Below are 25,700 nucleotides of genomic sequence, written 5' to 3'. Positions count from 1 at the left end.
TTGGCGGGCCGGGCGTACCGGCCCGCCGGGCGGGGTCAGCCGACCGCGCCCTCCATCTGCAGCTCGATCAGGCGGTTGAGCTCCAGGGCGTACTCCATCGGCAGTTCCTTGGCGATCGGCTCGATGAAGCCACGCACGATCATCGCCATCGCCTCGTCCTCGCTCAGGCCCCGGCTCATCAGGTAGAAGAGCTGGTCCTCGCTGACCTTGGAGACGGTGGCCTCGTGCCCCATCGAGACGTCGTCCTCACGGATGTCGACGTACGGGTAGGTGTCCGAGCGGGAGATGGTGTCCACCAGCAGGGCGTCGCACTTGACCGTGCTGGCGCTGCTGTGCGAACCCTCCAGCACCTGCACCAGCCCTCGGTACGAAGTCCGGCCGCCGCCCCGGGCGATCGACTTCGACACGATGGTGCTGCTGGTGTGCGGCGCCGCGTGCACCATCTTGGCGCCGGCGTCCTGGTGCTGCCCCTCGCCGGCCATGGCCACCGAGAGCACCTCGCCCTTGGCGTGCTCGCCGGTCATGTAGACCGCCGGGTACTTCATGGTCACCTTGGAGCCGATGTTGCCGTCGATCCACTCCATGGTCGCGCCCTCGTGGCACACCGCGCGCTTGGTGACCAGGTTGTAGACGTTGTTCGACCAGTTCTGGATGGTGGTGTAGCGGCACCGGGCGTTCTTCTTGACGATGATCTCGACGACCGCGCTGTGCAGCGAGTCCGAGGAGTAGATGGGCGCGGTGCAGCCCTCGACGTAGTGCACGTAGGCACCCTCGTCGACGATGATCAGCGTCCGCTCGAACTGGCCCATGTTCTCGGTGTTGATCCGGAAGTACGCCTGGAGCGGGATCTCCACGTGCACACCCTTCGGCACGTAGATGAACGAGCCACCGGACCACACGGACGTGTTCAGCGCGGCGAACTTGTTGTCGCCGACCGGGATCACCGTGCCGAAGTACTCCTTGAACAGATCCTCGTGCTCCTTGAGGGCGGTGTCGGTGTCGAGGAAGACGACACCCTGCTCCTCCAGGTCCTCGCGGATCTTGTGGTAGACCACCTCGGACTCGTACTGGGCGGCCACACCGGCGACCAGCCGCTGCTTCTCCGCCTCCGGGATGCCCAGCTTGTCGTAGGTGTTCTTGATGTCCTCGGGCAGGTCCTCCCAGCTGGTGGCCTGCTTCTCGGTGGAGCGCACGAAGTACTTGATGTTGTCGAAGTCGATCCCGGTGAGGTCGGCGCCCCAGGCCGGCATCGGCTTGCGGCCGAACAGCCGCAGACCCTTCAGGCGCAGGTCGAGCATCCAGGCCGGCTCGTTCTTCTTGGCCGAGATGTCCCGCACCACCGCCTCGCTGAGACCACGCTGGGCGGCAGCCCCGGCGACGTCCGGGTCGGCCCAGCCGTACTCGTAGTTGCCCAGGGCAGCGAGCTGCTCCTCCTGGGTCAGGGGCTGGACGATCTGCTCGGTCATCTATCTGTCCTCACAGTGGTGACGGTCGTACCGGACTGGGCAGGCGGCGAACCGGGAATGTGCGTGGTGCACACCCCGTCACCGTGCGCGATGGTGGCCAGGCGCTGTACATGCGTGCCGACCAGGCGGGAGATCACCGTGGTCTCGGCTTCGCACAACTGAGGAAACTCGGCGGCCACGTGCGCCACCGGGCAGTGGTGCTGGCAGAGCTGGCCACCGGAAGCGATCGTGGACGCACTGGCAGCGTAACCCTCGGCGGTCAGCGCGGCGGCGAGTGCCTCCGCTCGCGCCATCGGATCGTCCCCGGCGTCGGCCAGGACCGCCTGGCAGCGCGCCTCCAGGGCGGCGACCTGCTCGGCGGCGAACTCCTCCACCGCCCGCGAACCACCGGTGCGGGCGATCCACCGCAGCGCGGCGGTGGCCATGTTGTCGTAGTGGTGGGTGCCGCACCGGCTCCGGGCGGCATCGGTCAGCAGGAACACCTTGGCCGGTCGGCCCCGCCTGCGGTGACCGCGTACCGCCTGCTCACGGGCGATCACGTCGCCGTCGGCGAGCATCGCGTCGAGGTGTCGGCGAATCGCCGCCGGGCTGAGCCCCAACGCGCCGCCCAGCTGGGCGGCGGTGGCGGCGCGGCGCTCCAGCAGCAGCTGGGTGACCCGGTCCCGGGTCGACAGGTCGGCGCTCGGGGCGCTGTCCGCGACCGGGGCGGCAGGGGCAGGCGGCACCGAGCGCCCGACGACCGCGGCGGCCGTCGGCGGCTGCTCCGAAAGCCCTGCCACCTTTTTCACAACGCCCACGTTACGTAATTCGACCAGGCCCTGCAAACGAGGGTCCGGTGATCCGAACCACCGAAAGGGCGGAGTCACCCGATCGGGGACAACTACGGTGCGTAGGATTCGCTTCGTGAAGCGACCTGCCCGGTTCCCGGTCTCCACCACGCTGCTGCGCCGTCTCGCGTTCGCCAACATCGTCGCGAACGTGGTGATCGTCGTGACCGGCGGGGCGGTCCGGCTGACCGCCTCGGGCCTCGGCTGCCCCACCTGGCCCAGGTGCACCGATGATTCGTACACCACCACGCCCGCGATGGGCATCCACGGGGTGATCGAATTCGGCAACCGGCTGCTCACCTTCGTCCTGGTGCTGATCGCCGGTGCCACCCTGCTGGCCGTCCTGGCTCACCGCCCGCGTCGGCGGGGGGCGCTGGCCCTCGCGCTGGCCGTCGTGCTGGGCATCGTGGCGCAGGCCGTGATCGGCGGCATCACGGTACGCACCCAGCTGCACCCCTCGGTCGTCGGCATCCACTTCGTGGTCTCGATGCTGCTGCTGCTCGTCTCGTACGCCCTGTGGCGGCAGGTGCGCGAACCCGACGGCCCCAAGGTCGCGCTGGTGCCTGGCGCCCTGCGTGCCCTGACCTGGATCACGGTGGTGGTCAGCGCGGCGGTGATCGTCGTCGGGGTCCTGGTCACCGGCAGCGGCCCGCACGCCGGTGACGCGGACGCGGTCCGCAACGGCCTGGACCCGCAGACCATCTCCCAGGTGCACGCCGACCTGGTCTTCCTGCTGCTCGGCCTGACCCTGGGCCTGTGGCTGGCGCTGCGCGCCCTCGGCGCACCGGCCGAGACCGTACGCGCCGCCCGCACCCTGCTGCTGGTCGAGCTGGCCCAGGGCGTGATCGGCTTCGTGCAGTACTTCACCAACCTGCCGGTGCTGCTGGTGGGCGCCCACATGCTCGGCTCCTGCCTGGTATGGCTGGCCACGCTGTCGGTGCTCTGGTCGATCCGCGAACGTCGCCCGGTCGGCGGCCCGAGCACCGAGCCCGCCACGTCGGCCGAGGAACCCGTCCCCGCCCACGCCTGAGACGTCGCGCTTCAGCGACGCTGCAGACGGGTGCGGATCGCCTCGGCGAGGCGGTCCGGCGCACCGTCGGCGTAGCCGAGGAACAGCGACGGCTCGGTCAGCTCCAGCTCCACCAGCACAGGCGTACCGTCCGGGCCGGGGATCAGGTCCACCCGGGCGTAGAGCAGGCGCTGGGGCCCGCCGGGCACCACGGCCAGGGTCCGCTCCCCCACCGCGAGCTGGTCCCCGGTGGCGGTACGCGGGCTGATCGCCTCGGCCTTGTACAGCCCCTCCGTCCCCAGGTCCGGTCCGGCGAGCATCGGCCCCTTGCGGATCGCGTGGCTGAACACCAACCCCGACGGGCCGGCGAAGTAGAGCAGCGCGGTCTCACCGGCGGTGTCCACCGCGCTCAGGTACGGCTGGATCATGGCGACCCGACCGGCGGCGCCGAGCCGGCGTACGTGCGCCACGGCGAGTTCCCGGTGCTCCGGATCGGCCAGGTCGTAGCGGCCGGTGTCCTGGCTGCCGGCACTGATCGACGGTTTGACGACGTACTCGCCCTCGTCGGCGGGCGGCTGCCACGGCTCACCGGGCAGCACCCAGCCGGTGGGTACGGTCGGCACGCCGGCGGCGGAGAGTTCGTCCAGATAGCGCTTGTCGGTGTTCCACCGCACCACGTCGGCCGGGTTGACCAGTCGGGGCACCCGGGCGGCCCAGGCGACGAACTCCTCGCGGCGGGGCATGTAATCCCAGGGCGAGCGGAGCACGACCAGGTCGTACCCGGCCCAGTCGACGGCCGGATCGTCCCAGACGACCGGTTCGGCGGCGATGCCGCGAGTGGCCAGCGGGTCGACCACGAGGCGATCGTCCGCCTCAAGGTCGGCCATGTCGGTGCAGGTGACAAGAGCGACCCGGGGTTTCCCCCGGGTCGATTGGTGGTGGTTGGTCAATTTATCTCAACGGGCCATCGTACGTCGGGCCATCGATCGCCAGAGGTCGTTGCTCGGGCGCATCTGGTCCATCAGTTCCCGCTCCCAGGCGTTCTCCACCGCGACCCCGGCCTGCGCGCAGGCCTCCCGGGCGACGACCGTGTCCTCTGCGAACTGGTCGCCCCACGCCCCGTCCGAACCCACCAGGACGATCCGTGCGCCGCGCTTGCCGACGTACTCGATGACCGCCTTCGCCCCGCCGTGTCCGGCGGCGAACGACTTGATGCCCGCGACCAGCCCGTGGGGGGCCGCCCCGGAGGCGGTCTGATCGGCCGTCAGCGTCGTGTCGGAACCATCTGCCATAACCCGAAGCCTAAGCAGAGATGTGGCCGGACGTAGGAGAACCGTAAGCCTTTTGTGATACCGATAACGTCGGGGTTTAGCGAAGCACTGAGGCATTTCGCCCGTATTTATCCGGGCCAAAGCAGCCAAAGTGACCGGTCAGATAGGGGTTAATACCCCAGCATCGAGCAGATCAGGCGGGTCCCTCGACGTGCCCGATGTGGTGACAATTCAGACAACCACCCATCGGCGCCTACCACTTGTCAAGAAGGGACCCTTCCTATACCGCAGGCGTTAAGAGGGGGCCCTTCCTTACAGCAAGGCGTCGAGGGCGGCGGCGGCGAAGACGATCGTCAGGTAGGTCGTGGACCAGTGGAACAACCGCATCGGCTTGACCGGCTCACCCCGGCGGGCCCGGCCAGCCAGCTTGTGCGCCTCGACGATGAAGATCACGCCCACCACCAGCGTCGGTACGCCGTACACCGGGCTCAGGCCCAGCGCCCACACGGCCAGCGAGGACAGCACCGTCAGCCAGGCGAAGAGCACGATCTCGGCGTTCACCCGTCGGACGGAGGCCACCACCGGCAGCATCGGGATCCCGGCGCGGGCGTAGTCGTCCTTGTACTTCATCGCCAGGGGGTAGAAGTGCGGCATCTGCCAGAAGAAGACCACCGCGAACAGCCCCCAGGCCACCGGCGACAGCGACCCGGTCACCGCCGCCCAGCCGATCAGCACCGGCGCGGCCCCGCACGCCCCGCCCCAGAAGGTGTTCGCCGTCGTGGTCCGCTTGAGCCACAGCGTGTAGACCAGGTCGTAGTAGAGGATCGCGGCCAGAGTGAGGCCGGTGGCGAGCAGGTTGGTGAACGCCGCCATCAGCGCGATCGAGACCGCCGCCAGCACCAGACCGAAGATCAGGGCGTTGCGCGGCGTCACGGTGTGCGCGGGCAGCGGCCGGCGCTTGGTCCGCCGCATCACCTGGTCGATGTCGCGGTCGATGTAGCAGTTGAGCACGCTGGCCGCACCGGCGGCGAGTGAGCCGCCGACGAGCACCACCGCCACCAGCCACAGCGACGGCAGTCCGCCGTGCGCCAGCATCATCGCCGGCACCGTGGTCACCAGCAGCAGTTCGACGATGCGCGGCTTGGTCAGCGACACGTACGCGGCGACCACCGCCCGCACGTCGCGGGAGCGGGCCGGCGACTCCTCCGCCGAGCGCACCGGCGACTCCCCGGCAGGGTTACTGACCGGGCGCTCGGTGATCATGCTCACGGATTGCCACCTTCCGGCGTCGGCAGGGGAGGTCGGGACGGTCGGACCCAGCGGATCCACACACAACCGCCCCACACACTACGCGCTGTCGTTTTGGCTGCCCGGGCGACCCGGCAACGGTGCGAACCGTCACACCGACGGTTGATCGGCCCAGCTGAACCGGGTGGCCGGACCGAACCGTACAGACCAGCATGTTGAGATCCTCGGGCGCACGTTTAGGCACGCTCGATAGGGTCACCAGTGAGGGTTCCGCCCATCTCGCCGAGGAGCACTAACCACCGTGGCTGCCAAACGACCCGAGCACCCCGCACTTGACTGGTCCGACCTCGATCGCCGTGCCGTGGACACCGTCCGCGTACTGGCCATGGACGCCGTGGAGAAATCCGGCAATGGCCACCCGGGCACCGCGATGAGTCTCGCCCCCGCGGCGTACCTGCTGTTCAACCGGGTGATGCGACACAACCCCGCCGACCCGAACTGGGCCGGCCGGGACCGCTTCGTGCTCTCCGCCGGTCACTCCAGCCTGACGCTCTACATCCAGCTCTTCCTGGCCGGCTACCCGCTGAGCCTCGACGACCTCAAGTCGCTGCGGCAGTGGGGTTCACTCACTCCGGGTCACCCCGAGCACGGGCACACCCCGGGTGTGGAGACCACCACCGGTCCGCTCGGGCAGGGTCTGGGCAACGCCGTCGGCATGGCCATGGCGGCGCGCCGCGAGCGCGGCCTGTTCGACCCGGAGACCGAGCCCGGCGAGTCGGTGTTCGACCACCACATCTGGTGCATCGCCTCCGACGGTGACATCGAGGAGGGCATCAGCCACGAGGCCAGCGCCCTGGCCGGGCACCAGCAGCTGGGCAACCTCTGCGTGATCTACGACGACAACGAGATCTCGATCGAGGACGACACCCGCATCGCGATGAGCGAGGACGTGGCGGCCCGCTACGCGGCGTACGGCTGGCACGTGCAGACGGTCGACTGGCGGCGCGGCGACGCCGACCAGGGCGACTACCACGAGAACGTCGAGGAGCTGTACCAGGCGCTGCTGGCCGCCAAGGCGGAGACCGGCCGCCCGTCGTTCATCGCGCTGCGCACCATCATCGGCTGGCCGGCACCGAACAAGCAGAACACCGGCAAGATCCACGGTTCGGCGCTCGGCGCCGACGAGGTGGCCGCCACCAAGGAGATCCTCGGCTTCGACCCGGCCGGCTCGTTCGAGGTCACCGAGGAGGTGCTCGCCCACACCCGGGGCACGCTGCGCCGGGGCGAGGCCGCCCAGCAGGAGTGGACGACCGCCTTCGGCGCCTGGTCCGAGGCCAACCCGCAGCGTCGCGCCCTGTACGACCGGCTGGCCGCGCGGGCGCTGCCGGAGGGCTGGACGGAGGCGCTGCCGGAGTTCCCGGCCGACGCCAAGGGCGTGGCGACCCGGGCCGCCTCCGGCAAGGTGCTGGGTGCCCTCGCCCCGGTGCTGCCCGAGCTGTGGGGCGGCTCCGCCGACCTGGCCGAGAGCAACAACACCACGATGAAGGGCGAACCCTCCTTCGTGCCGAGCCAGTACGCCACCAAGGAGTTCCCCGGCCACGAGTACGGCCGCACGCTGCACTTCGGCATCCGTGAGCACGCCATGGGCGCGATCCTCAACGGCATCGCCCTGCACGGCGGCACCCGGCCGTACGGCGGCACCTTCCTGGTGTTCAGCGACTACATGCGTCCCTCGGTGCGGCTGGCCGCGCTGATGAAGCTGCCGGTGGTCTACGTCTGGACGCACGACTCGATCGGCCTCGGCGAGGACGGTCCGACCCACCAGCCGGTGGAGCACCTGACCGCGCTGCGCGCCATCCCGGGTCTGGACGTGGTCCGCCCGGCCGACGCCAACGAGACGGCGTGGGCGTGGCGGCAGGCCCTGGAGCACACCGACCGGCCGACCGCGCTGGCGTTGAGCCGCCAGCCGCTGCCGACCCTGGACCGCTCGCAGCTGGCCGGCGCCGACGGCGTCGCCAAGGGCGGCTACGTGCTGGCCGAGGCGTCCAACGGCAAGCCGCAGGTGATCATCGTCGGCACCGGGTCCGAGGTGCAGCTCTGCCTGACCGCGCGGGAGCGCCTGGAGGCCGACGGCACGCCCACCCGGGTGGTGTCGATGCCCTGCCAGGAGTGGTTCTTCGAGCAGGACGAGGCCTACCGGGAGTCGGTGCTGCCGCGCGGGGTAAAGGCCCGGGTGAGCGTGGAGGCGGGCATCGCGATGTCCTGGCGCGGGATCGTCGGCGACTGCGGCGAGAGCGTCAGCCTGGAGCACTACGGCGCCAGCGCCCCGCACTCGGTGCTGTTCGAGCAGTTCGGCTTCACCCCCGACCGGATCGTCGCCGCCGCGCACGCGGCGCTGACCCGTGTCGGTGACATCACCGGTTTCACGACCGGCAACTGAGGGGAGCGTTGGCGCACATGACGACCGACAGGCTGGGTGAGCTTTCCGCCGCGAAGGTGGCGGTCTGGCTCGACGACCTTTCTCGGGTACGACTGTCCTCCGGTGGGCTGGATCAGCTGCGCCGGGAGAAGCACATGGTCGGGGTGACCACCAACCCGACGATCTTCGCCAAGGCGTTGAGCGACGCCGACACCTACGACTGGCAACTGCGGGACCTGGCCGTGCGGGGCGTCGACGTCGAGGAGGCGGTCCGCATGCTCACCACGTACGACGTGCGATGGGCCTGCGACGTGATGCGCCCGGCGTACGACGCCAGCGGCGGGGTCGACGGTCGGGTCTCGATCGAGGTGGACCCGCGACTGGCCCACGAGGCGGAGCGCACCGTGGCCGAGGCCAAGGCGCTGTGGTGGCTGGTCGACCGGCCGAACCTGTTCATCAAGATCCCGGCGACCGAGGACGGCCTGCCGGCGATCACCGCCACGCTGGCCGAGGGGATCAGCGTCAACGTGACGTTGATCTTCGGGCTGGACCGCTACTCGCAGGTGATGGAGGCGTTCCTCGCCGGGCTGGAGCAGGCCAGGGCCAACGGCCACGATCTGTCGAAGATCACCTCGGTGGCCTCGTTCTTCGTCTCCCGGGTCGACACCGAGGTGGACAAGCGGCTGGAGAAGATCGGCTCCGACGAGGCCAAGGCGCTGCGCGGCAAGGCCGCCGTGGCCAACGCCCGGCTGGCGTACGAGCGCTACAGCGAGGTCTTCGCCGGCGACCGCTGGCGGGCTCTGGCCGACGCCGGAGCGCACCCGCAGCGCCCGCTGTGGGCCTCCACCTCGACGAAGAACCCGGACTACCGGGACGTCATCTACGTCGAGGAGCTGATCGCCCCCGGTACGGTCAACACCATGCCGGAGGCGGTCATCCACGCCTACGCCGAGCACGGCGAGACCCGCCCCGACACCGTCACCGACGCGTACGACGACGCCCGGCAGGTCTTCGAGCGGCTCGCCGCGGTGGGCGTCGACATGGCCGACGTGATCGAGACGCTGGAACGTGAGGGCGTGGAGAAGTTCGAGGCCAGCTGGCAGGAGCTGCTCGACGGCGTACGCAAGTCGCTGGTCGCTGCCGCTCAGGGCACCGGTCATCCGGGCGGCGCCGCGCAGGCCGGGGGAACTGCGTGACGGTTCGCCCCGGCGTCCCCCACGCCGCCACCTGCGACAGGTGGCGGCGTGGGTGATCTGCTGGCCGCACCGGCCGAGGCCGCTGGTGGTCTCGCGGTGTACGGCGCGCGGGCGGTGGACGCCAGCGCGTCGGCGTCCACCCGGCGGGCGCTGGTCGACGCCGGCGTACCCGGCCGGCTGGTCGCCAAGGATCCGACCCTGTGGGGTCCGGACGCGGCGGCCGGTGCGGCCGGCCGGCTCGGCTGGCTGGACTGCCACCGGCGTGGCCGCGAGCTGCTCCCCCAGCTCGCCGAGCTGACCGCGGAGCTGGCCGACCTGGATCACGTGGTGCTCGCGGGCATGGGCGGCTCGTCGCTCGCGCCGCAGGTCATCACCCGGACCACCGGCCGGGAGCTGACCGTGCTCGACACCACCGACCCCGGTCAGGTGCGCGCCACGCTGGCCGACCGGCTGGCCCGCACCGTCGTCGTGCTGGCCAGCAAGTCCGGTACCACGGTGGAGACCGACTGCCACCGGCGTGCCTACTGGCAGGCGTTCCTGGACTCGGGGATGACCGAGGCCGAGGCGGGGCGACACTTCGTCGTGGTCACCGATCCGGGCTCGCCGCTGGAGGCGGTCGCCGCCGAACTCGGCGCGATCACCGTTCTCGGCGACCCGGAGGTGGGCGGCCGGTACTCGGCGCTGACCGCGTACGGTCTGGTCCCCTGCGCGCTCGCCGGGGTCGCGGTGGCCGACCTGCTCGACCAGGCCGAGGAGTTCGCGGCCACCTTGGAGAGCACCGAGGCGAACCCGGCCCTGGCGCTCGGCGCCGCGCTGGCCGCCGCCGCGACGACAGGACGGGACAAGGTAGTCCTGGTCGGCGACGGCACCGGCGTCGAAGGGCTGGGCGACTGGGTCGAGCAGCTGCTCGCCGAGTCCACCGGTAAAGACGGGCTCGGTCTCCTGCCGGTGGTGGTCGAGTCACCGGACAGTCCCGGCCTGACCGGCCCCGACCTGCTCACCGTCAGCTACGGCGGCGCGCTGGCCCCGGGTGATCTGCCCGCACCCGGCCGCACCCCCGACGTCGCGGTCAACGGCCCGCTCGGCGCCCAGTTCCTGGCCTGGGAGTACGCCACCGCGCTCGCCGCCAGCGTGTTGGGGGTCGACCCGTTCGACCAGCCCGACGTGGCCGAGGCCAAGGAGCACACCGCGGCCGTCCTGGCGCAGCGTCCGCCGGCATCGGCGCCGTCGGCGACCGAGGGCACGATCGAGGTGTACGCCCCGCCGGGCAGCCCGGCCGACCTGGCCGGTGCGCTGCGGCATCTGCTGGCAGGGCTGGGCGACGACGGCTACCTGGCGATTGCGGCGTACCTCGACCGGCACGCCGACGCCGACGTGGCCCGGCTGCGTCCGCTGCTGGCGCAGCTCACCCCCCGTCCGGTCACCTTCGGTTGGGGGCCACGCCACCTGCACTCCACCGGCCAGTTCCACAAGGGTGGGCCGCGAGTGGGTAGCTTTCTTCAGGTAACCGGTACGGTCGATGTTGATCTGCCGGTGCCCGGGAAGCCGTACTCCTTCGGGGAGCTACAGGCGGCGCAGGCCGCCGGCGACCGGCGGGCCCTGGCCGGTCGCGAGCGCCCGCTGCTGCGACTGCACCTGACCGACCGGTCGGCGGGCCTGGCCCAGCTGCTCGACGCGGTCGGGTCACTGCGGACATGACGATGAACGATGTGGACGACCAGGATCGGGAAGGCACCGTGAGCGCGAGGAGTGAGCCGATCCTGCGAGCCCCGCAGTCGCGAACAGAGGAGACAGAGTGAACCCGCTGCGCGACCCGCAGGACCGGCGGCTACCACGGATCCCGGAGCCCTGCGCTCTGGTGATCTTCGGAGTGACCGGCGACCTGGCCCAGAAGAAGCTGCTACCGGCGATCTACGACCTGGCCAACCGGGGGCTGCTGCCGCCCGGCTTCGTGGTCGTCGGGTTCGCCCGGCGGGACTGGGTCGACGGCGACTTCGCGTCGCTGGCCCGGGAGGCGGCCAAGAGCCACGCGCGCACACCGTGGCGCGAGGAGGTCTGGTCGCGACTGGAACACAACATCAAGTTCGTCGGTGGCTCGTTCGACGACGACACCGCCTTCGACCGACTCAACCAGTGTCTGGACAGCCTGCGCGACAGCCACGGCATCCACGGCAACGTCGCGTTCTACTTCTCCATCCCACCGGCGGCGTTCCCCGTGGTGCTCAAGCAACTGGCCCGTACCGGCATGGCCGACAACGAGCGGTGCGGCGGCTGGCGTCGGGTGGTGGTGGAGAAGCCGTTCGGGCACGACCTGCCCTCGGCGAAGGCCCTCAACGACCTGGTGGACGACGTGTTCACCCGGCGGGACGTGTTCCGCATCGACCACTACCTGGGCAAGGAAACCGTCCAGAACATCCTCGCCCTGCGCTTCGCCAACAGCCTCTTCGAGCCGTTGTGGAACTCGCAGTACGTCGACTCGGTGCAGATCACCATGGCCGAGGATGTGGGAATCGGTTCCCGGGCCGGCTTCTACGACTCGGTCGGCACCGCGCGGGACGTGTTGCAGAATCACCTGCTGCAACTGCTCGCCCTGGTCGCCATGGAGGAGCCGACCAGCTTCGACGCCGACGAGATCCGGGCCGAGAAGCTCAAGGTGCTCAAGGCCATCACCCTGCCCAAGGACGTCACCGAGGGGACCGTACGCGGGCAGTACCTACCCGGTTGGGTCGGTGGCCAGCGCGCCAAGGGCTACCTGGAGGAGGACGGCGTCCCGCCGACCTCGACCACCGAGACGTACGTGGCGGTGCGGCTGGGCATCCAGAACCGCCGCTGGGCCGAGGTGCCGTTCTACATCCGGGCCGGCAAGCGCCTGCCCCGGCGGGTGACCGAGGTCGCGGTGATGTTCAAGCGGGCCCCGCACCTGCCGTTCAATCCCACCGACATGGAGATGCTCGGCAACAACCAGTTGGTCATCCGGGTCCAGCCGGACGAGGGTGTGGTGCTCAAGTTCGGTTCCAAGGTGCCGGGCACCACGATGGAGGTCCGCGACATCGCGATGGACTTCCAGTACGGCGAGGCGTTCACCGAGTCCAGCCCGGAGGCGTACGAGCGGCTCGTGCTGGACGTGCTGATCGGCGATCGGACGCTGTTCCCGGACGCCGCCGAGGTCGAGCAGAGCTGGGCAGTGGTGGACCCGCTGGAACACGCCTGGGAGGGCACCAAGCCCGAGCCCTACCGGGCCGGCGAGTGGGGTCCCCGCGCTGCCGACGAGATGCTGGCCCGCGAAGGTCGGGCCTGGCGGCGGGCGTGACCGGGCACCACGAGCGAACCTGGAGGCTCCGTTGATCGGACTGTGGGACACCACCGGCAACGAGGTGGTCAAGGCACTCGCCGCCGAGCGGCGCAGCGCCGGTGGGGTGGCCAGCGGCATGGCCCTGACCCTGATCGTGGTGGTCGACGAGAAGCGCGTACGCGACGCGGAGGCGGCAGCCACCATCGCCGCCGCCGCGCACCCGTGCCGGCTGCTGGTGGTCGTCCGCTCCGATCTGGAACGCGACCGCAGCCGACTCGACGCGGAGATCGTCGTCGGCGGGCGGCTCGGCCCCTGCGAGGCCGTCGTCATGCGGATGTACGGCCGGCTGGCGTTGCACGCCGAGTCGGTGGTGATGCCGCTGCTGGTGCCGGACGTACCGGTGGTGACCTGGTGGCACGGCGAGCCACCGTTGGAGATCGCCACCGACTTTCTCGGTGTGGTCGCCGACCGGCGGATCACCGATTCGGCCCAGGCCGCCGACCCGATCGAGGCGCTGCGGCAACGTGCCCGGGACTACGCTCCCGGCGACACCGATCTCGCCTGGACCCGGATCACCCCGTGGCGGGCAGTGGTGGCGGGCGCGTTCGACACCACCGAGGCACAGCTGATCGAGGCGGCGGTGGTCGCGCCGCCGAGCGACCCGACCGCCGCGTTGATGCGCGGCTGGCTGCGCAGCCGGTTGGGCATCAAGCCACGCTGGGAGCGGACGAAGGACTTCCCGCGCATGCGTGAGGTGCAGCTGCGCTGCGCCAACAGCGACGAGCTGACGCTGACCCGGGACGACAACGTGGCCATCTTCCGGCGTACCGGCCAGGAGGACCGGATCCTGCCGCTGGTCCGGCGGCCCCTCGGCGACGAGTTGGCCGAGGAGTTGCGCCGGCTCGGCCCCGACCAGGTGTACGCCGAGGCGCTGGGTGCCTTCGCCGGGCTGACCACGCTGGATCGCCGCCCCAGCCAGCGGGTGCACGTCTGGAAGGACCCAGCCACCGCCGAACGGGCCGAGGCCGGTGTCACCGCGCACACGTCGACGAGCACTCAATCCTGACCGTTCCCCACCTGCGGGAGATGGCACTACACCGGCCGCCGTGGCGGTCGCGGAAGGACACCATGAGCGAGGCGAGTGTCGCCGTACACGCCGATGCCGACCTGCTGGCACAGGCGGTCGCGGCGCGGTTGGTGGTGAAGCTGCTCGACGCGCAGGCCGAACGCGGGCAGGCGTCGGTGGTGCTCACCGGGGGCCGGATCGCCGCCGCCGTCTACCGGGCCGTCGCCGCCCTACCGGCCAAGGACGCGGTGGACTGGTCCCGGGTGGATTTCTGGTGGGGTGACGAGCGGTTCCTGCCCGCCGGTGACCCGGAGCGCAACGAGACCCAGGCCCGTGCGGCGCTGCTCGACGCGGTGCCGGTGGTTCCGGAGCGGATCCACCCGATGCCGCCCTCCGACGCCGGTGTCGACCCGGAGGAAGCCGCCGCGCAGTACGCGGCCGAGCTGGCCCGGGCCGCCCGGCCCGGCACCGCCGTACTCCCCCACTTCGACGTGCTGATGCTCGGTGTCGGCGAGGACGGGCACGTCGCCTCGGTCTTCCCGGAGCATCCGGTGCACTACGAGAGCCGGCCGGTCAGCGCGGTGCGGGGCAGCCCGAAGCCGCCGCCGGTACGGGTCACCCTCACCCTGCCGGCGATCAACACGGCCGAGGAGGTCTGGCTGGTCGCCGGCGGTGCCGACAAGGCGCACGCGGTGGGCATGGCCCTGGCCGGCGCCGGCCCGGTGCAGATTCCCGCCGCCGGGGTGCAGGGCACCGGCCGCACCCTGTGGCTGCTCGACCGGGCCGCCGCGGCCGCCGTCCCCGCCCGCTTCCGCAGCCTCCGCTGAAAGGAAGGGCCCCTTATTAACGCCTCGCGTAGTAAAGGGGCCCCCGCTTAACACGTCGGCCTGAGGCAGGCGGTGGCGTGCAGGCGGCGCTCAGCTCCCGCCACGCCGGTTGCGTAGGGCGGCGAGGGCCTCGGCGAGGATCGCCTCCCCTTCCGCGTCGGTACGCCGCTCCTTCACGTACGCCAGGTGGGTCTTGTACGGCTCGGCGCGGGCCCGGCCCGGCGGGTCCTGCGCGTCCGGGCCGGCGGGCAGCCCGCAGCGGGGGCAGTCCCACAGCTCCGGGGCCGTCGCATCGGCGGCGATGCGGATGTCGGTGCGGTGCCCGTTGCGGCACCAGAAGCTGACCGACCGGCACGGGACCGGGCGGTGGCGTTCGGGGTGGCGTGGCGGCGCGGACCCGACTCGGGCGCCCCGGATGACGTTGCCGTTCGACACGGCGCTCGCTCCTGTCGTCGGAGGGGACCGCCGTCGAGGGGTGGACGGCGGGCGACGCGGTGCAGCGGGTGAAACGGACTGCGCGCGGCCCGTCGAGTGACGGACCGCGCGCAGATTGTACGACTGGCGGGGCCTGCTCAGACGCCCACCTGCAACCGAAGCCAGAGCCCGAGCCCGACGATGCAGGCGAACCAGACGATGCCCACCAGAACGGTGTAACGGTCGAGGTTCTTCTCAGCCACTGACGAGCCGGCCAGGCTGGAGCTGACGCCACCGCCGAACATGCTGGACATCCCACCACCCTTGCCGCGGTGCAGCAGAATCAGCAGGACGAGCATGAAGCTCGTGATGACCAGCAACACGATCAACGTGTAGGCGAACCAGATCGGCATGGCGGGGGTCAGTCCTCTCGTTACGATCCTCGCCCGGGCAGTTCGGGCACGGCGGCACCGACCGACGGACGGGCGGAGTCAAGGATAGCGAGCGATCAGCCGGTGATGTGCTCCGGGAACCGGCAGATCTTCGCGAACTCCTCGGCGTCCAGGCTGGCACCGCCGACCAGGGCGCCGTCCACGTCCGGCTGGGCCATGATCGACGCGACGTTCGACGACTTCACCGAACCGCCGTAGAGGACCCGCACCTGGTCAGCGGTGGCCTGGTCGAAGGTCTCGGCGAGCCGGGTACGCAGCGCGCCGCACACCTCCTGGGCGTCCTCTGGGGTGGCCGTCTTGCCGGTGCCGATCGCCCAGACCGGCTCGTAGGCCACCACGACCTTGGTCACCTGCTCGGCGGAGAGCCCCTTGAGCGCCCCGTCGAGCTGCTCGGCGCAGTGCGCGACCTGCCGGCCCTGCTCCCGGACGTCGAGCCCCTCCCCCACGCAGAGGATCGGGGTGAGCCCGTTGGCCAGCGCGGCCTGCACCTTGGCACCCACCAGCGCGTCGTCCTCGCGGTGGTACTCCCGCCGCTCGGAGTGCCCGACCACCACGTACGTGCAGCCCAGCTTGGCCAGCATCGACCCGGCGATCTCGCCGGTGTAGGCGCCCGAGGCGTGCGCGGAGAGGTCCTGCGCCCCGTAGCCGATCAGCAGCTTGTCACCCTCCACGACGGTCTGCACCGTACGCAGATCGGTGAACGGCGGCAGGACCACCGTCTCCACCTCGGTGAGCTGCTTCTCGGTGAGGCTGGCCGCCAGCTTCTGCACCAGCAGGTTGGCCTCAAGGTGGTTGAGGTTCATCTTCCAGTTGCCGGCCATCAGGGGCCGGCGGGGAGCGCTCGCCATCAGTTCTCCAGGGCCGCGATGCCGGGGAGGGTCTTGCCCTCCAGGTACTCCAGGGAGGCGCCGCCGCCGGTGGAGATGTGTCCGAAGGACTTCTCGTCCAGGCCCAGCGCCCGCACGGCGGCGGCCGAGTCACCGCCGCCGACGACACTGAACGCGTCGGACTCGGCGATCGCCTCGGCGACGCCCCGGGTGCCGTTGGCGAACGCCGGCATCTCGAACACGCCCATCGGGCCGTTCCAGAAGATCGTCCGCGCGTTGGCCGTGCCGTCGGACGACGAGCCGCGCAGCGCGGCGGCGAAGCCGGCCACCGTCTCCGGCCCGATGTCCAGGCCAACCCGGTGGCTGGGGATGCCGTTGGCCGGCACCACGTCGTGCGCGGCGTCCGGGGCGAAGGCGTCCGCGGCCACCACGTCGACCGGGAGCATGATCTTGCCCTCGGAGCGCTCCAGCAGGTTGCGGCAGGTCTCGACCATCTCCTTCTCCAGCAGCGAGGTGCCCACCTCGTGGCCCTGCGCCTTGAGGAAGGTGAAGCACATGCCGCCGCCGATGAGCAGCCGGTCGACCGTGGGCAGCAGCGCCTCGATCACCGCGAGCTTGTCGGAGACCTTGGAACCACCGAGCACCACGACGTACGGCCGTTCGGGGCTGCCGGTGAGGGTGGAGAGCACCTCCACCTCCCGCAGCACCAGACGACCGGCCACGTGCGGCAACCGCGCCGGCACGTCGTACACGCTGGCGTGCTTGCGGTGCACGGCACCGAAGGCGTCGTCGACGTACGCGTCACCGAACGCGGCGAGCTGGTCGGCGAAGGCCCCCCGCTCGGCGTCGTCCTTGCTGGTCTCCCCCTTGTTGAAGCGGAGGTTCTCCAGCAGCGCGACCTCGCCGTCGGCCAGGGCGTCGACGGTCGCCTGGGCGGACTCGCCGACCGTGTCGGTGGCGAAGTGCACCGGGGCACCGAGCAGCTCGCCGAGCCGCCCGGCCACCGGGCTGAGGCTGAACTGTGGATCCGGGCTGCCCTTCGGCCGGCCCAGGTGCGAGCAGACGACCACCTTGGCGCCGGCCTCGGTGAGCGCCCCCAGGGTCGGCAGGACCGCGCGGATGCGGCCGTCGTCCGTGATGGCACCGGTCTGCTTGTCGAGCGGGACGTTCAGGTCGGCACGCACCAGCACGCGCCGACCCGACACCCCCTCGGCGAGCAGGTCGTCGAGGGTACGGATGCTCACGGAGTCAGCCTCCCGTTCGCAAGCTGCTCACTCACAGCGACTGACCGACCAGCTTGACCAGGTCGACGAGGCGGTTCGAGTAGCCCCACTCGTTGTCGTACCAGCCGACCACCTTGACCTGGTTGCCGATGACCTTGGTCAGCGGCGCGTCGAAGATGCACGACGCCGGGTCGGTGACGATATCGGCGGAGACGATCGGGTCCTCGTTGTAGGTGAGGATGCCCCGCAGCGGCCCCTCGGCGGCGGCCTTGAGTGCGGCGTTGACCTCGTCCACCGTGGTCTCCCGACCGACGGTGACGGTGAGGTCGGTGGCCGAGCCGGTGGGGATCGGCACCCGCAGCGCGTACCCGTCGAGCTTGCCCTTGAGGTCCGGCAGCACCAGGCCGATGGCCTTCGCCGCACCGGTCGAGGTCGGCACGATGTTCAGCGCGGCGGCGCGGGCCCGACGCAGGTCGGAGTGCGGCGCGTCCTGGAGGTTCTGGTCCTGGGTGTACGCGTGGATGGTGGTCATCAGACCACGCTCGATGCCGAACGTGTCGTGCAGCACCTTCGCCATCGGTGCGAGGCAGTTGGTGGTGCAGGAGGCGTTCGAGATGATGTTGTGCTTGGCCGGGTCGTACGAGCCCTCGTTGACGCCCATCACGACGGTGACGTCCTCGTTCTTGGCCGGCGCCGAGATGATGACCTTCTTGGCCCCACCGTCGAGGTGCGCCTTGGCCTTGGTGGCGTCGGTGAAGAAGCCGGTGGACTCGATGACGACGTCGACGTTCAGGTCACCCCACGGCAGCGCGGCCGGGTCACGCTCGGCGTACGCCTTGATGGTCTTGCCACCGACGGTGATCTCGTCGGCGGTGGCCTTCACCTCGTGCGGAAGGCGGCCCAGGATGCTGTCGTACTTGACAAGGTGGGCGAGCGTGGCGTTGTCGGTGAGGTCGTTGACCGCAACGACCTCCACGTCAGCGCCGGACGCCAGCACTGCCCGGAAGAAGTTACGGCCGATCCGGCCGAAGCCGTTGATGCCAACCCGGATGGTCACAGGTCCCATCTCCTCGCGTTCTGGTTCGCCGGCGTGGAGACCCTCGGTCGGCGAAGCGGTGTGCGCCGACCGTTGGAGCCGGCCGTTGACGATTCATCTCGGCCACCCCGCCGCGGTCCGAGGGACCTGACCGCCCGAGGCGGTGGGTACGGCGGGTGCACCGGTTCCGGCCCCCTTGCCGTACGCAGCGACCATATCCGAGCGCGTCGAGCCGCGCTGCGTCGGGTGGTTGCCCACCCACACCACACGGGACGTCGCACCGTGCCGGCGGCACGTGCCGGCACGACACCGGCCCGCCCACGCCGGACGACCCCACCGTCCTATCAGACCACGAGCATGTCGGGCGTGACGGCCGCTTCGGTATCCGGGATGCCCAGGTCCCGCGCCCGTTTGTCGGCCAGTGCCAGCAGCCGGCGGATCCGACCGGCGATGGCGTCCTTGGTCAACGGCGGGTCGGCCAGCGCGCCCAACTCCTCCAGGGACGCCTGCCGGTGCTCCAGCCGCAGCCGGCCCGCCGAGGTCAGATGCTCCGGCGCGTCGTCGGCGAGGATCTCCAACGCCCGGGTGACCCGGGCCGCCGCGGCCACCGCCGCTCGCGCCGAGCGGCGCAGGTTGGCGTCGTCGAAGTTCGCCAGCCGGTTGGCCGTGGCGCGTACCTCCCGGCGGACCCGGCGTTCCTCCCAAGCCAGCACGCTGGCGTGGGCGCCGACGCGGGTGAGCAGCGCGGCGATCGCGTCGCCGTCCTTGACCACCACCCGGTCCACGCCGCGCACCTCGCGGTTCTTCGCGGTGATGCCGATCCGGCGGGCCGCACCTACCAGCGCCAGGGCCGACTCCGGCCCCGGGCAGGTGATCTCCAGGGCGCTGGAACGGCCCGGCTCGGTCAGCGAGCCGTGCGCCATGAACGCGCCCCGCCAGGCGGAGACCGCGCAGCAGACGTTGGCGGCGACCACGTGCGGCGGCAGCCCGCGTACCGGCCGACCCCGCACGTCCAGCAGACCGGTCTGCCGGGCGAGCGCCTCGCCGTCCTTGACCACCCGGACGATGAAGTGGCTGCCCTTGCGCAGCCCGCCGGAGGCCAGCACGTGAATCTCACTCGGGTAGCCGTAGACCTCGGCGATCTCCCGGCGCAGCCGCCGGGCCACCGCGCCGGTGTCCAGTTCCGCCTCCACCACCACTCGCCCGGAGACGATGTGCAGCCCACCGGCGAACCGCAGCAGCGCGGCCATCTCCGCCCGCCGGCAGCAGGGCTTGGGCACGTCGACCCGACTCAGCTCGTCCTTGACCGCAGCCGTCATCGCCATTGTGCGTCCCCTCACGGACCGGTTCCGGCGTGTCGCCGGAGATTACGTACGTGTCTAACGATCGGCGCCCAGTACGGGCACCAGGGCGGCGGCCAGGGCGGCCGGATCATGACGGGGAGTACCGTCGTCGACCGCGACGGGAGCGAGGACCAGTCGGGCCCCCAGCGATTCTGCCGCACGGTCGACGGGTGCAGGGTCACCCACCGCCTTGGAGTCGGCGAGCACATGATCGACCGTCAACTCCGGCAGGTACCAGCGCAACGCCGCCAGGTGGTCGGCGACGGACAGGCCGAGAGTCTCCTGCTCGGCGGCCAGGTTGAGGGTGACCAGCCGGCGAGCGGGACTGGCCAGGATCGCCGCGGCCAGCTGCGGTACCAGCAGGTGCGGCAGGACGCTGGTGTACCAGCTACCCGGCCCGAAGATCAACCAGTCGGCCGCGCCGATCGCCGCGACCGCTTCCGGGCAGGCCGTCGGGGCCTGCGGGGTGAGCCGCAGCGACTCCACCCTCCCGGTACTGACCGCGACCTGGTGTTGGCCGCGAACGGTGCGCACCTCGTCGGGTCGGTTCGGGTCCGCGCCGCGTACCTGCGCCTCGATGTCGACCGGCTGGCACGACATCGGCAACACCCGACCGACCGCGCCGAGCATCGCCCCGGCGTGCTCCAACGCGGCCACCGGGTCGCCCAGCAACTCCATCAGCCCGCAGAGCACCAGATTGCCGACGGCATGACCGGCCAACGCGTCGTGCCGCCCGCCATCGGCGGCCACCGCGGCGAAGCGGTGCTGGAAAAGCCCGGCGCTGCGCCGGGTCGCCGGATGGTCGCCGGCCAACGCGACCAGCGCCTGCCGCAGGTCGCCCGGCGGCAGGCCACCCCGCTCGGCGCGCAGCCGCCCACTGGAGCCGCCGTCGTCACCGACCGTCACTACGGCGGTGATGTCCAGGTCCAGTTCGGGTGCGCAGCGGCGCAGCGCCCGCAGTGCGGCGGACAGGCCGTGCCCGCCGCCGAAGGTCACCACCCGGATCGTCATTCCCGCCCCAGGTCCCGGTGCTGGGCGTTGGCGGCCAGGCCGGCACGGCGCAACCGGGCGGCCAACTCCTCGGCGATGGCCACGCTGCGGTGCTTACCGCCGGTGCAGCCCACCGCGACGGTCAGATACCGCTTGCCCTCCCGCTCGAAGCCGGCGGTGGTGGCGCCCACCAGGTCGGCGTACGCCGAGATGAAGGAGTCCGCCCCCTCCTGCCCCAGCACGTACGCGCTGACCGCCTCCTCCCGACCGGTGTGCTCCCGCAGTTCCGGCACCCAGTACGGATTAGGCAGGAACCGGGCGTCGAGCACGAAATCGGCGTCGGGCGGCAGGCCGTACTTGAAGCCGAAGGAGATCACCGTCACCCGCAGCTTGCGGGCGTCCTCCCCACCGAACAGCTCCTCGATGCGTCGACGCAGCTGGTTGACGTTGAGGTGGCTGGTGTCGATGATCACGTCGGCCTGGTCGCGAGCCTCCTCCAGCAGACCGCGCTCGACCGCGATGCCGTCGGCGAGCCGCCCGTCGCCCTGCAACGGGTGCGAACGCCGTACGCTCTCGAAGCGGCGGATCAGCACCTCGTCGTCGGCGTCGACGAAGACCACCCGTGGCGCGTAGCCGCGCTCCTTGAGCTCCCGGATCGCCTCGGCCAGGTCGGTGGAGAACGCCCGGGACCGCACGTCCAGCACCATCGCCGTACGCCGGGCCGCCCCGCCCGCCTTCACCGCCAGCTCGGCCATGTCCAGCAACAACGCCTGCGGCAGGTTGTCCACGACGTAGAAGCCGACGTTCTCCAGGGCCCGGGCGACCGTGCTGCGGCCACCGCCGGACAGGCCGGTGACCACGACCAGCGTGGTGTCCGTCTCGCCGACCGCCATCTGCGGCCCGTCTCCGGAAACGCCGGCGCGGTGGCCCGCCGTGTGCGCCTCGCCCACCGATCAACCCCCAAGCCGTGGCGCCGTGGTCGATGTCGACCCGGCATGGTCAGACAGCGACTCTAGCTCGCCGTACCGCACCCGGGCGGGATCCGCCCCCTCGCCTGTCGGCTGACTGACCGCGGCCGACTGCCGACACGGTTATCCTCCGGCCATGGGCAGGCACGGGGCGCGGCTGCGCTGGGTGGTGGCGCTCGTGGCTGCCACGGTCGCCGTGCTGGCCACGGTGGACCGGCTCCGCGACCGGGAACGGGAATGGGAGCAGGGCGGTGCGGTCGTCCAGGTGACTGTCGAGGCCTTCCTGCCGACCGCGGGCCAGGTGGCCGACCTGACCGCCGCACACGGCTGGCGCAACGGCGCCGCCGTCACCGGTAACCCGCAAAATCAGTCGGTGCTGGTGCGTCTGAGCTGGTCCGGCCCTGCCCGACCGGGCTCCTACCAGGTGATCCTGCTGGACACCCGGACCAACCCGGCGCGGGTGGTCCGACCGCACAGCGGCTGGGACGCCGCCGGCAGCACCGGATTCAACTGGGACGACGAGTACGAGATGCTTTCCCAGCGGTACGACTGGCTCGCCGGCACCGCCGCCCGCCCCTGGTCCAGCGACTCACTCACCACTCCCGACAACCTCGGCGCGGTGGGCACCCACGCGACCAGCGCGGGCAGCCTGGTCGCCCTGTTCCAGATGGGTATGGGCGCCGAACCGTTGACCGACCCGACGCACCTGTTGGTGGCGTTCTGCCACGTCGACGCCGACGGCGAGGTCCGCTGGGCCAAACGGGTGCCCGTCACCCCGGCCGCGTGACACCGGGCCTGCCGGACGCTCCCCCGGCCGGAGTTCGCGTCCGGCTGCCGGATCTCGTCGGGCGGGCTACCGCGCGAGCAGGGAGCGCAGGGTCTTGCTGATCTCGTCGGGCGCCTCCTCGGCCATGAAGTGCCCGGCAGACGTGGTGCGGTGGTCCAGATCAACGGTCCAGTCGTGCCACAGCGAGGCGGCGTCGTAGCCGAGCGCGGCTCCCCAGTCCTGCTGCACGACGGTGACCGGCATGGGCAGCCGCTTCCCGGCGGCTCGGTCGGCCTGGTCGTGTTCGATGTCGATGCCGGCCGAGGCCCGGTAGTCGGCGACGATGGAGGGAACCGCCTCGCGGGATGCCCTCAGGTACTCCGCCCGCAGCTCCGCCGGAATGGCCTGCGGATTCTGGGCCCACCCGTCGAGGAAGTAGCCGAAGAAGGCGTCTGCACTGGCGCTGATCATCTGCTCCGGCAGGCCGGGCGGCTGGGCCATCAGGTAGAGGTGGAAGGCGACCGCGGCGGAGGACCCGTGCAGGATGTCCCACATGTCCAGCGTCGGCAGGACGTCGAGGATGGCGAGGTGCGAGATCGTCGTGGGATGGTCGAGTCCGGCGCGGATGGCGACGAGAGCACCGCGGTCGTGTCCGGCCAGGGCGAAGCGCTCGTGGCCGAGCTTGCCGGCGAGCGTGACGATGTCGGCGGCCATGGTCCGCTTGGAGTACGTGTCCGCGTCGCGCACCTCGGGCTTGTCGCTGGCACCGTAACCGCGCAGGTCGGGACAGATCACGGTGTGCTCGGTGGCCAGGTCGACGGCGACGTGCCGCCACATGACGTGGGTCTGCGGAAAGCCGTGCAACAGCACGATCGGGCGGCCCGTACCCCCCACTGCCACGTTGAGTGTCACGTCCTCGTCGACCGCGACGCGCTGGTAGTCGAAACCGGGAACGGTGATGGTCATGGTCGTCCTTCTCTCGTCAGCTGGAACGAACCCAGCCTGCCGAGCGCGGATGAGTAAACGATGAGCGCGATACGTTGAGCGCAGGTACGGAAGGGCGGTTCGATCGGTGCAGGTCAGGTTCGGTGTGCTCGGGCCGGTCGTCGCCTGGGACGGCTCCGGCGCGCCGATGGACCTCAAGGGGCCGAAACACCGCGCGGTGCTGGCGCGACTCCTCGTCGCACGCGGTCGGGTCGTACCGGTCGACCGCCTCGTCGATGACCTGTGGCAGGAGCCCTCACCAGGCGCGGTGGGCAGCGTCCGCACGTTCGTGGCGGCGTTGCGGCGGGCGCTGGAGCCGCAGCGTCCACCACGCGAGCCAGCTCGGTTGCTGGTCACCGAGGGCCCGGGCTACGCGCTCAGAGTGGCGCCGGACGCGGTCGACGCCTGGCAGTTCGAGGACGCGGTCGCGGTCGCGTCCGAAGCGCCGCCGCAAGCGGCAGTCGAACGGCTCGATCGGGCGCTGAACTGGTGGCGGGGGCCCGCGTTCGCCGGCCTCGACGACGAGCCGTGGGCGCTGGTCGAGCGTTCCCGCCTCGAACAGCTACGGCTCAACGCGATCGAGCAGCGCGCCGAGGCGCGGCTTGCCGTCGGGCGTGCCTCGGAGGTCGTACCCGATCTCGACGCCCACGTCGCCGAGCATCCGTGGCGGGAGGAGGCGTGGCGGCTGCTGGCCCTTGCCCTGTACCGCGCGGGACGCCAGGGTGATGCGCTTGCGGTACTACGCCGAGCTCGCGGCCTGCTGCTGGAACAGCTCGGCATCGATCCGAGCCCGCGACTGCGTCGCCTGGAAACCGACATCCTCCGGCAGGCCGACGGGGTCAGCGACAGTCCCACCGCGGCGGGACCGGAACGGGTCTGGGCGGAGACCGCAGCGGCGTACGACCGCGCCGTGGCCTCCGGCTCCGGGTCCCGACTGGAGTCCACGGTCGGCCTGCTGCGAAGTCTCGCCGTAACGGGCGCGAGCGGACTTGAGGCAGCGCGGCAGCAGCGGATCGCGGTGATCGCCGCCGCCGAGCAGTTGGGTGATGCCGATCTCACTGCCCAGGTGGTCGGCGGCTACGACGTACCCGCGATCTGGACGCGCTCGGATGATCCCGCTCAGGCGGCGCAGATCGTGACGGCGGCCGAGCGGGCCCTGACCGCCTTGCGTCCCGGCTCGTCCGAGGCGACCCGAGCCCGGCTGCTGGCCACGATCGCGGTGGAGTCACGCGGTACGCGGGCGGCACGCGGACCCGAGGCAGCCCAGGAGGCGCAACGCATCGCGCGCCGCCTGGGCGACCCGGCCCTGCTGGCCTTCGCGCTGAACGGCGTGTTCATGCAGACCTTTCACCGTGCCGGCCTGGCGCCCGAGCGGGACCAGATCGGCGCCGAACTCGTCGCCCTCTCCGCCCAGCACGGCCTGGGGACGTTCGAGATCCTCGGTCATCTCGTCCGGTTGCAGGCCCGCAGCGCGCTCGCGGACTTCGCCACCGCCAACCAGCACGCCAACGCGGCGGACCGGCTCGCCGCACGGCACGACCGTCCGCTGGTCGGCGTGTTCACCCAGTGGTACCGCGCCCTGCGGCTGGCCGCGACCGAGCCGTCGCCCCAGGCCGCCGAAGCGGCCTACCGCGACGCGGCGAGACAGCACGCCAACGTCGGCATGCCCGGCGTCGAACGGGGCCTCCTGCCGCTGGCCCTGCTCTGCCTGCGGATGTCGCATGGCGAACCGCTGCGCTGCGACGACGAACCCGACTGGGGCCCTTACACGCCCTGGGCGCGCCCACTGGTCCTACTGGGACGAGACCGCCTGGCCGATGCCGCCGACGTGCTGCGCCAGACCCCGGATCCGCCACGCGACCTGCTCTTCGAGGCCCTGTGGTGCCTCACCGCACAAGCCGCGATCGCTCTCGACGACCGGGCAGCCATGAAACGGGCCCGGATCGAACTCACGCCGGCCGTCCGCGAGCTGGCCGGGGCGGGCAGCGGCATGCTCACCGTCGGCGCCGTCGCACGTCACCTCGACGACCTCGACACAGCTCTCAGCCGTGCGCCGCGGGAGTGACGGGCGCTCAT

General features: G+C 71.2%; 23 protein-coding genes. 9 read left to right on the top strand and 14 right to left on the bottom strand.

Annotation, left to right across the window (positions count from 1 at the left end):
* Nucleotides 1–35: 35 nt before the first annotated feature.
* Together sufB and AB0M35_RS16365 are read right to left on the bottom strand one after the other, a co-directional pair.
* A complete protein-coding gene (gene sufB / locus AB0M35_RS16370; RefSeq protein WP_363746020.1) occupies nt 36–1,466 on the bottom strand; it encodes a Fe-S cluster assembly protein SufB in 1,431 nt (476 codons plus the stop codon).
* A complete protein-coding gene (locus AB0M35_RS16365) occupies nt 1,463–2,191 on the bottom strand; it encodes a transcriptional regulator (protein ID WP_363746212.1) in 729 nt (242 codons plus the stop codon). The genes sufB and AB0M35_RS16365 overlap by 4 nt, the downstream gene beginning before the upstream one ends.
* Nucleotides 2,192–2,351: 160 nt before the next feature.
* Between AB0M35_RS16365 and AB0M35_RS16360 the strand changes: the two genes are divergently transcribed.
* On the top strand, nt 2,352–3,323 hold the full coding sequence (locus AB0M35_RS16360; protein ID WP_363746018.1) for a COX15/CtaA family protein: 972 nt from the start codon (nt 2,352–2,354) through the stop codon (nt 3,321–3,323).
* An 11-nt stretch (nt 3,324–3,334) separates the two neighbouring features.
* On the opposite strand, the gene AB0M35_RS16355 is transcribed toward AB0M35_RS16360, so the two are convergent.
* The 3 genes from AB0M35_RS16355 to AB0M35_RS16345 all read right to left on the bottom strand — a co-directional run bounded on the left by AB0M35_RS16355 (nt 3,335) and on the right by AB0M35_RS16345 (nt 5,842).
* A complete protein-coding gene (locus AB0M35_RS16355) occupies nt 3,335–4,252 on the bottom strand; it encodes a hypothetical protein (protein ID WP_363746016.1) in 918 nt (305 codons plus the stop codon).
* Between the two features lie 6 nt (nt 4,253–4,258).
* Nucleotides 4,259–4,594: a hypothetical protein gene (locus tag AB0M35_RS16350; RefSeq protein ID WP_363746014.1), complete on the bottom strand. Its 336-nt coding sequence runs from the start codon at nt 4,592–4,594 to the stop codon at nt 4,259–4,261.
* Between the two features lie 291 nt (nt 4,595–4,885).
* Nucleotides 4,886–5,842, bottom strand: a complete 957-nt coding sequence (locus tag AB0M35_RS16345; RefSeq protein WP_363746013.1) for a heme o synthase — start codon at nt 5,840–5,842, stop codon at nt 4,886–4,888.
* A gap of 280 nt (nt 5,843–6,122) precedes the next feature.
* Between AB0M35_RS16345 and tkt the strand changes: the two genes are divergently transcribed.
* The 6 genes from tkt to pgl all read left to right on the top strand — a co-directional run bounded on the left by tkt (nt 6,123) and on the right by pgl (nt 14,621).
* Nucleotides 6,123–8,261: a transketolase gene (gene tkt / locus AB0M35_RS16340; RefSeq protein ID WP_363746011.1), complete on the top strand. Its 2,139-nt coding sequence runs from the start codon at nt 6,123–6,125 to the stop codon at nt 8,259–8,261.
* A gap of 17 nt (nt 8,262–8,278) precedes the next feature.
* Nucleotides 8,279–9,436, top strand: coding sequence for a transaldolase (gene tal / locus AB0M35_RS16335; RefSeq protein WP_363746009.1), 1,158 nt, complete (start codon nt 8,279–8,281; stop codon nt 9,434–9,436).
* Between the two features lie 48 nt (nt 9,437–9,484).
* Nucleotides 9,485–11,134, top strand: a complete 1,650-nt coding sequence (locus tag AB0M35_RS16330) for a glucose-6-phosphate isomerase (protein ID WP_363746007.1) — start codon at nt 9,485–9,487, stop codon at nt 11,132–11,134.
* A gap of 97 nt (nt 11,135–11,231) precedes the next feature.
* Nucleotides 11,232–12,746, top strand: a complete 1,515-nt coding sequence (gene zwf, locus AB0M35_RS16325; RefSeq protein WP_363746005.1) for a glucose-6-phosphate dehydrogenase — start codon at nt 11,232–11,234, stop codon at nt 12,744–12,746.
* 31 nt (nt 12,747–12,777) lie between these two features.
* A complete protein-coding gene (locus AB0M35_RS16320) occupies nt 12,778–13,794 on the top strand; it encodes a glucose-6-phosphate dehydrogenase assembly protein OpcA (RefSeq protein WP_363746004.1) in 1,017 nt (338 codons plus the stop codon).
* 62 nt (nt 13,795–13,856) lie between these two features.
* Nucleotides 13,857–14,621, top strand: a complete 765-nt coding sequence (gene pgl, locus AB0M35_RS16315; protein WP_363746002.1) for a 6-phosphogluconolactonase — start codon at nt 13,857–13,859, stop codon at nt 14,619–14,621.
* A gap of 90 nt (nt 14,622–14,711) precedes the next feature.
* Here the strand turns inward: pgl and AB0M35_RS16310 are convergent, their stop codons facing one another.
* The 8 genes from AB0M35_RS16310 to rapZ all read right to left on the bottom strand — a co-directional run bounded on the left by AB0M35_RS16310 (nt 14,712) and on the right by rapZ (nt 21,799).
* Nucleotides 14,712–15,056, bottom strand: a complete 345-nt coding sequence (locus AB0M35_RS16310; RefSeq protein ID WP_363746000.1) for an RNA polymerase-binding protein RbpA — start codon at nt 15,054–15,056, stop codon at nt 14,712–14,714.
* Nucleotides 15,057–15,193: 137 nt separating this feature from the next.
* Nucleotides 15,194–15,448 carry a preprotein translocase subunit SecG gene (gene secG / locus AB0M35_RS16305; RefSeq protein WP_102658524.1) on the bottom strand — a complete coding sequence of 85 codons (255 nt, stop codon included), beginning with the start codon at nt 15,446–15,448 and terminating at the stop codon, nt 15,194–15,196.
* Between the two features lie 95 nt (nt 15,449–15,543).
* Nucleotides 15,544–16,335: a triose-phosphate isomerase gene (gene tpiA, locus AB0M35_RS16300; protein ID WP_363745998.1), complete on the bottom strand. Its 792-nt coding sequence runs from the start codon at nt 16,333–16,335 to the stop codon at nt 15,544–15,546.
* Nucleotides 16,335–17,558 (bottom strand): phosphoglycerate kinase, encoded by a 1,224-nt coding sequence (locus AB0M35_RS16295; RefSeq protein ID WP_363745996.1) that lies wholly within the window; start codon nt 17,556–17,558, stop codon nt 16,335–16,337. Before AB0M35_RS16295 ends, tpiA begins: the two co-directional genes overlap by 1 nt.
* Nucleotides 17,559–17,589: 31 nt before the next feature.
* The gene (gap, locus tag AB0M35_RS16290; RefSeq protein ID WP_363745994.1) at nt 17,590–18,594 is read right to left on the bottom strand and encodes a type I glyceraldehyde-3-phosphate dehydrogenase; all 1,005 of its coding nucleotides are present in this window, start codon (nt 18,592–18,594) and stop codon (nt 17,590–17,592) included.
* A 323-nt stretch (nt 18,595–18,917) separates the two neighbouring features.
* Entirely contained in the window at nt 18,918–19,898 is a 981-nt protein-coding gene (gene whiA, locus AB0M35_RS16285) for a DNA-binding protein WhiA (RefSeq protein WP_363745993.1), read from the bottom strand.
* Nucleotides 19,899–19,952: 54 nt separating this feature from the next.
* Nucleotides 19,953–20,927 (bottom strand): uridine diphosphate-N-acetylglucosamine-binding protein YvcK, encoded by a 975-nt coding sequence (gene yvcK / locus AB0M35_RS16280; RefSeq protein ID WP_363745991.1) that lies wholly within the window; start codon nt 20,925–20,927, stop codon nt 19,953–19,955.
* Complete coding sequence (rapZ, locus tag AB0M35_RS16275) at nt 20,924–21,799, bottom strand: RNase adapter RapZ (protein WP_363746210.1); 876 nt, start codon at nt 21,797–21,799, stop codon at nt 20,924–20,926. Before rapZ ends, yvcK begins: the two co-directional genes overlap by 4 nt.
* Nucleotides 21,800–22,010: 211 nt before the next feature.
* Between rapZ and AB0M35_RS16270 the strand changes: the two genes are divergently transcribed.
* Nucleotides 22,011–22,661: a hypothetical protein gene (locus AB0M35_RS16270; protein ID WP_363745989.1), complete on the top strand. Its 651-nt coding sequence runs from the start codon at nt 22,011–22,013 to the stop codon at nt 22,659–22,661.
* A 66-nt stretch (nt 22,662–22,727) separates the two neighbouring features.
* Here AB0M35_RS16270 and AB0M35_RS16265 read toward each other — a convergent pair whose 3' ends face one another.
* Nucleotides 22,728–23,606: an alpha/beta hydrolase gene (locus tag AB0M35_RS16265; RefSeq protein ID WP_363745987.1), complete on the bottom strand. Its 879-nt coding sequence runs from the start codon at nt 23,604–23,606 to the stop codon at nt 22,728–22,730.
* A 106-nt stretch (nt 23,607–23,712) separates the two neighbouring features.
* Between AB0M35_RS16265 and AB0M35_RS16260 the strand changes: the two genes are divergently transcribed.
* Nucleotides 23,713–25,689, top strand: coding sequence for a BTAD domain-containing putative transcriptional regulator (locus AB0M35_RS16260; RefSeq protein ID WP_363745985.1), 1,977 nt, complete (start codon nt 23,713–23,715; stop codon nt 25,687–25,689).
* The last annotated feature ends 11 nt before the right edge of the window (nt 25,690–25,700 follow it).

The organism is Micromonospora sp. NPDC051196 (assembly GCF_040682415.1).
In the GTDB taxonomy this organism is placed as follows: Bacteria; Actinomycetota; Actinomycetes; order Mycobacteriales; family Micromonosporaceae; genus Micromonospora.
This window is presented reverse-complemented; position numbering and strand designations above follow the sequence as displayed.

Coding starts and splice junctions, on each gene's coding strand:
- sufB (WP_363746020.1), bottom strand. CDS start 1,466: ATGACCGAGCAGATCGTCCAGCCCCTGACCCAGGAGGAGCAGCTCGCT.
- AB0M35_RS16350 (WP_363746014.1), bottom strand. CDS start 4,594: ATGGCAGATGGTTCCGACACGACGCTGACGGCCGATCAGACCGCCTCC.
- tal (WP_363746009.1), top strand. CDS start 8,279: ATGACGACCGACAGGCTGGGTGAGCTTTCCGCCGCGAAGGTGGCGGTC.
- pgl (WP_363746002.1), top strand. CDS start 13,857: ATGAGCGAGGCGAGTGTCGCCGTACACGCCGATGCCGACCTGCTGGCA.
- secG (WP_102658524.1), bottom strand. CDS start 15,448: ATGCCGATCTGGTTCGCCTACACGTTGATCGTGTTGCTGGTCATCACG.
- tpiA (WP_363745998.1), bottom strand. CDS start 16,335: ATGGCGAGCGCTCCCCGCCGGCCCCTGATGGCCGGCAACTGGAAGATG.
- whiA (WP_363745993.1), bottom strand. CDS start 19,898: ATGGCGATGACGGCTGCGGTCAAGGACGAGCTGAGTCGGGTCGACGTG.
- yvcK (WP_363745991.1), bottom strand. CDS start 20,927: ATGACGATCCGGGTGGTGACCTTCGGCGGCGGGCACGGCCTGTCCGCC.
- rapZ (WP_363746210.1), bottom strand. CDS start 21,799: ATGGCGGTCGGCGAGACGGACACCACGCTGGTCGTGGTCACCGGCCTG.
- AB0M35_RS16270 (WP_363745989.1), top strand. CDS start 22,011: ATGGGCAGGCACGGGGCGCGGCTGCGCTGGGTGGTGGCGCTCGTGGCT.
- AB0M35_RS16265 (WP_363745987.1), bottom strand. CDS start 23,606: ATGACCATCACCGTTCCCGGTTTCGACTACCAGCGCGTCGCGGTCGAC.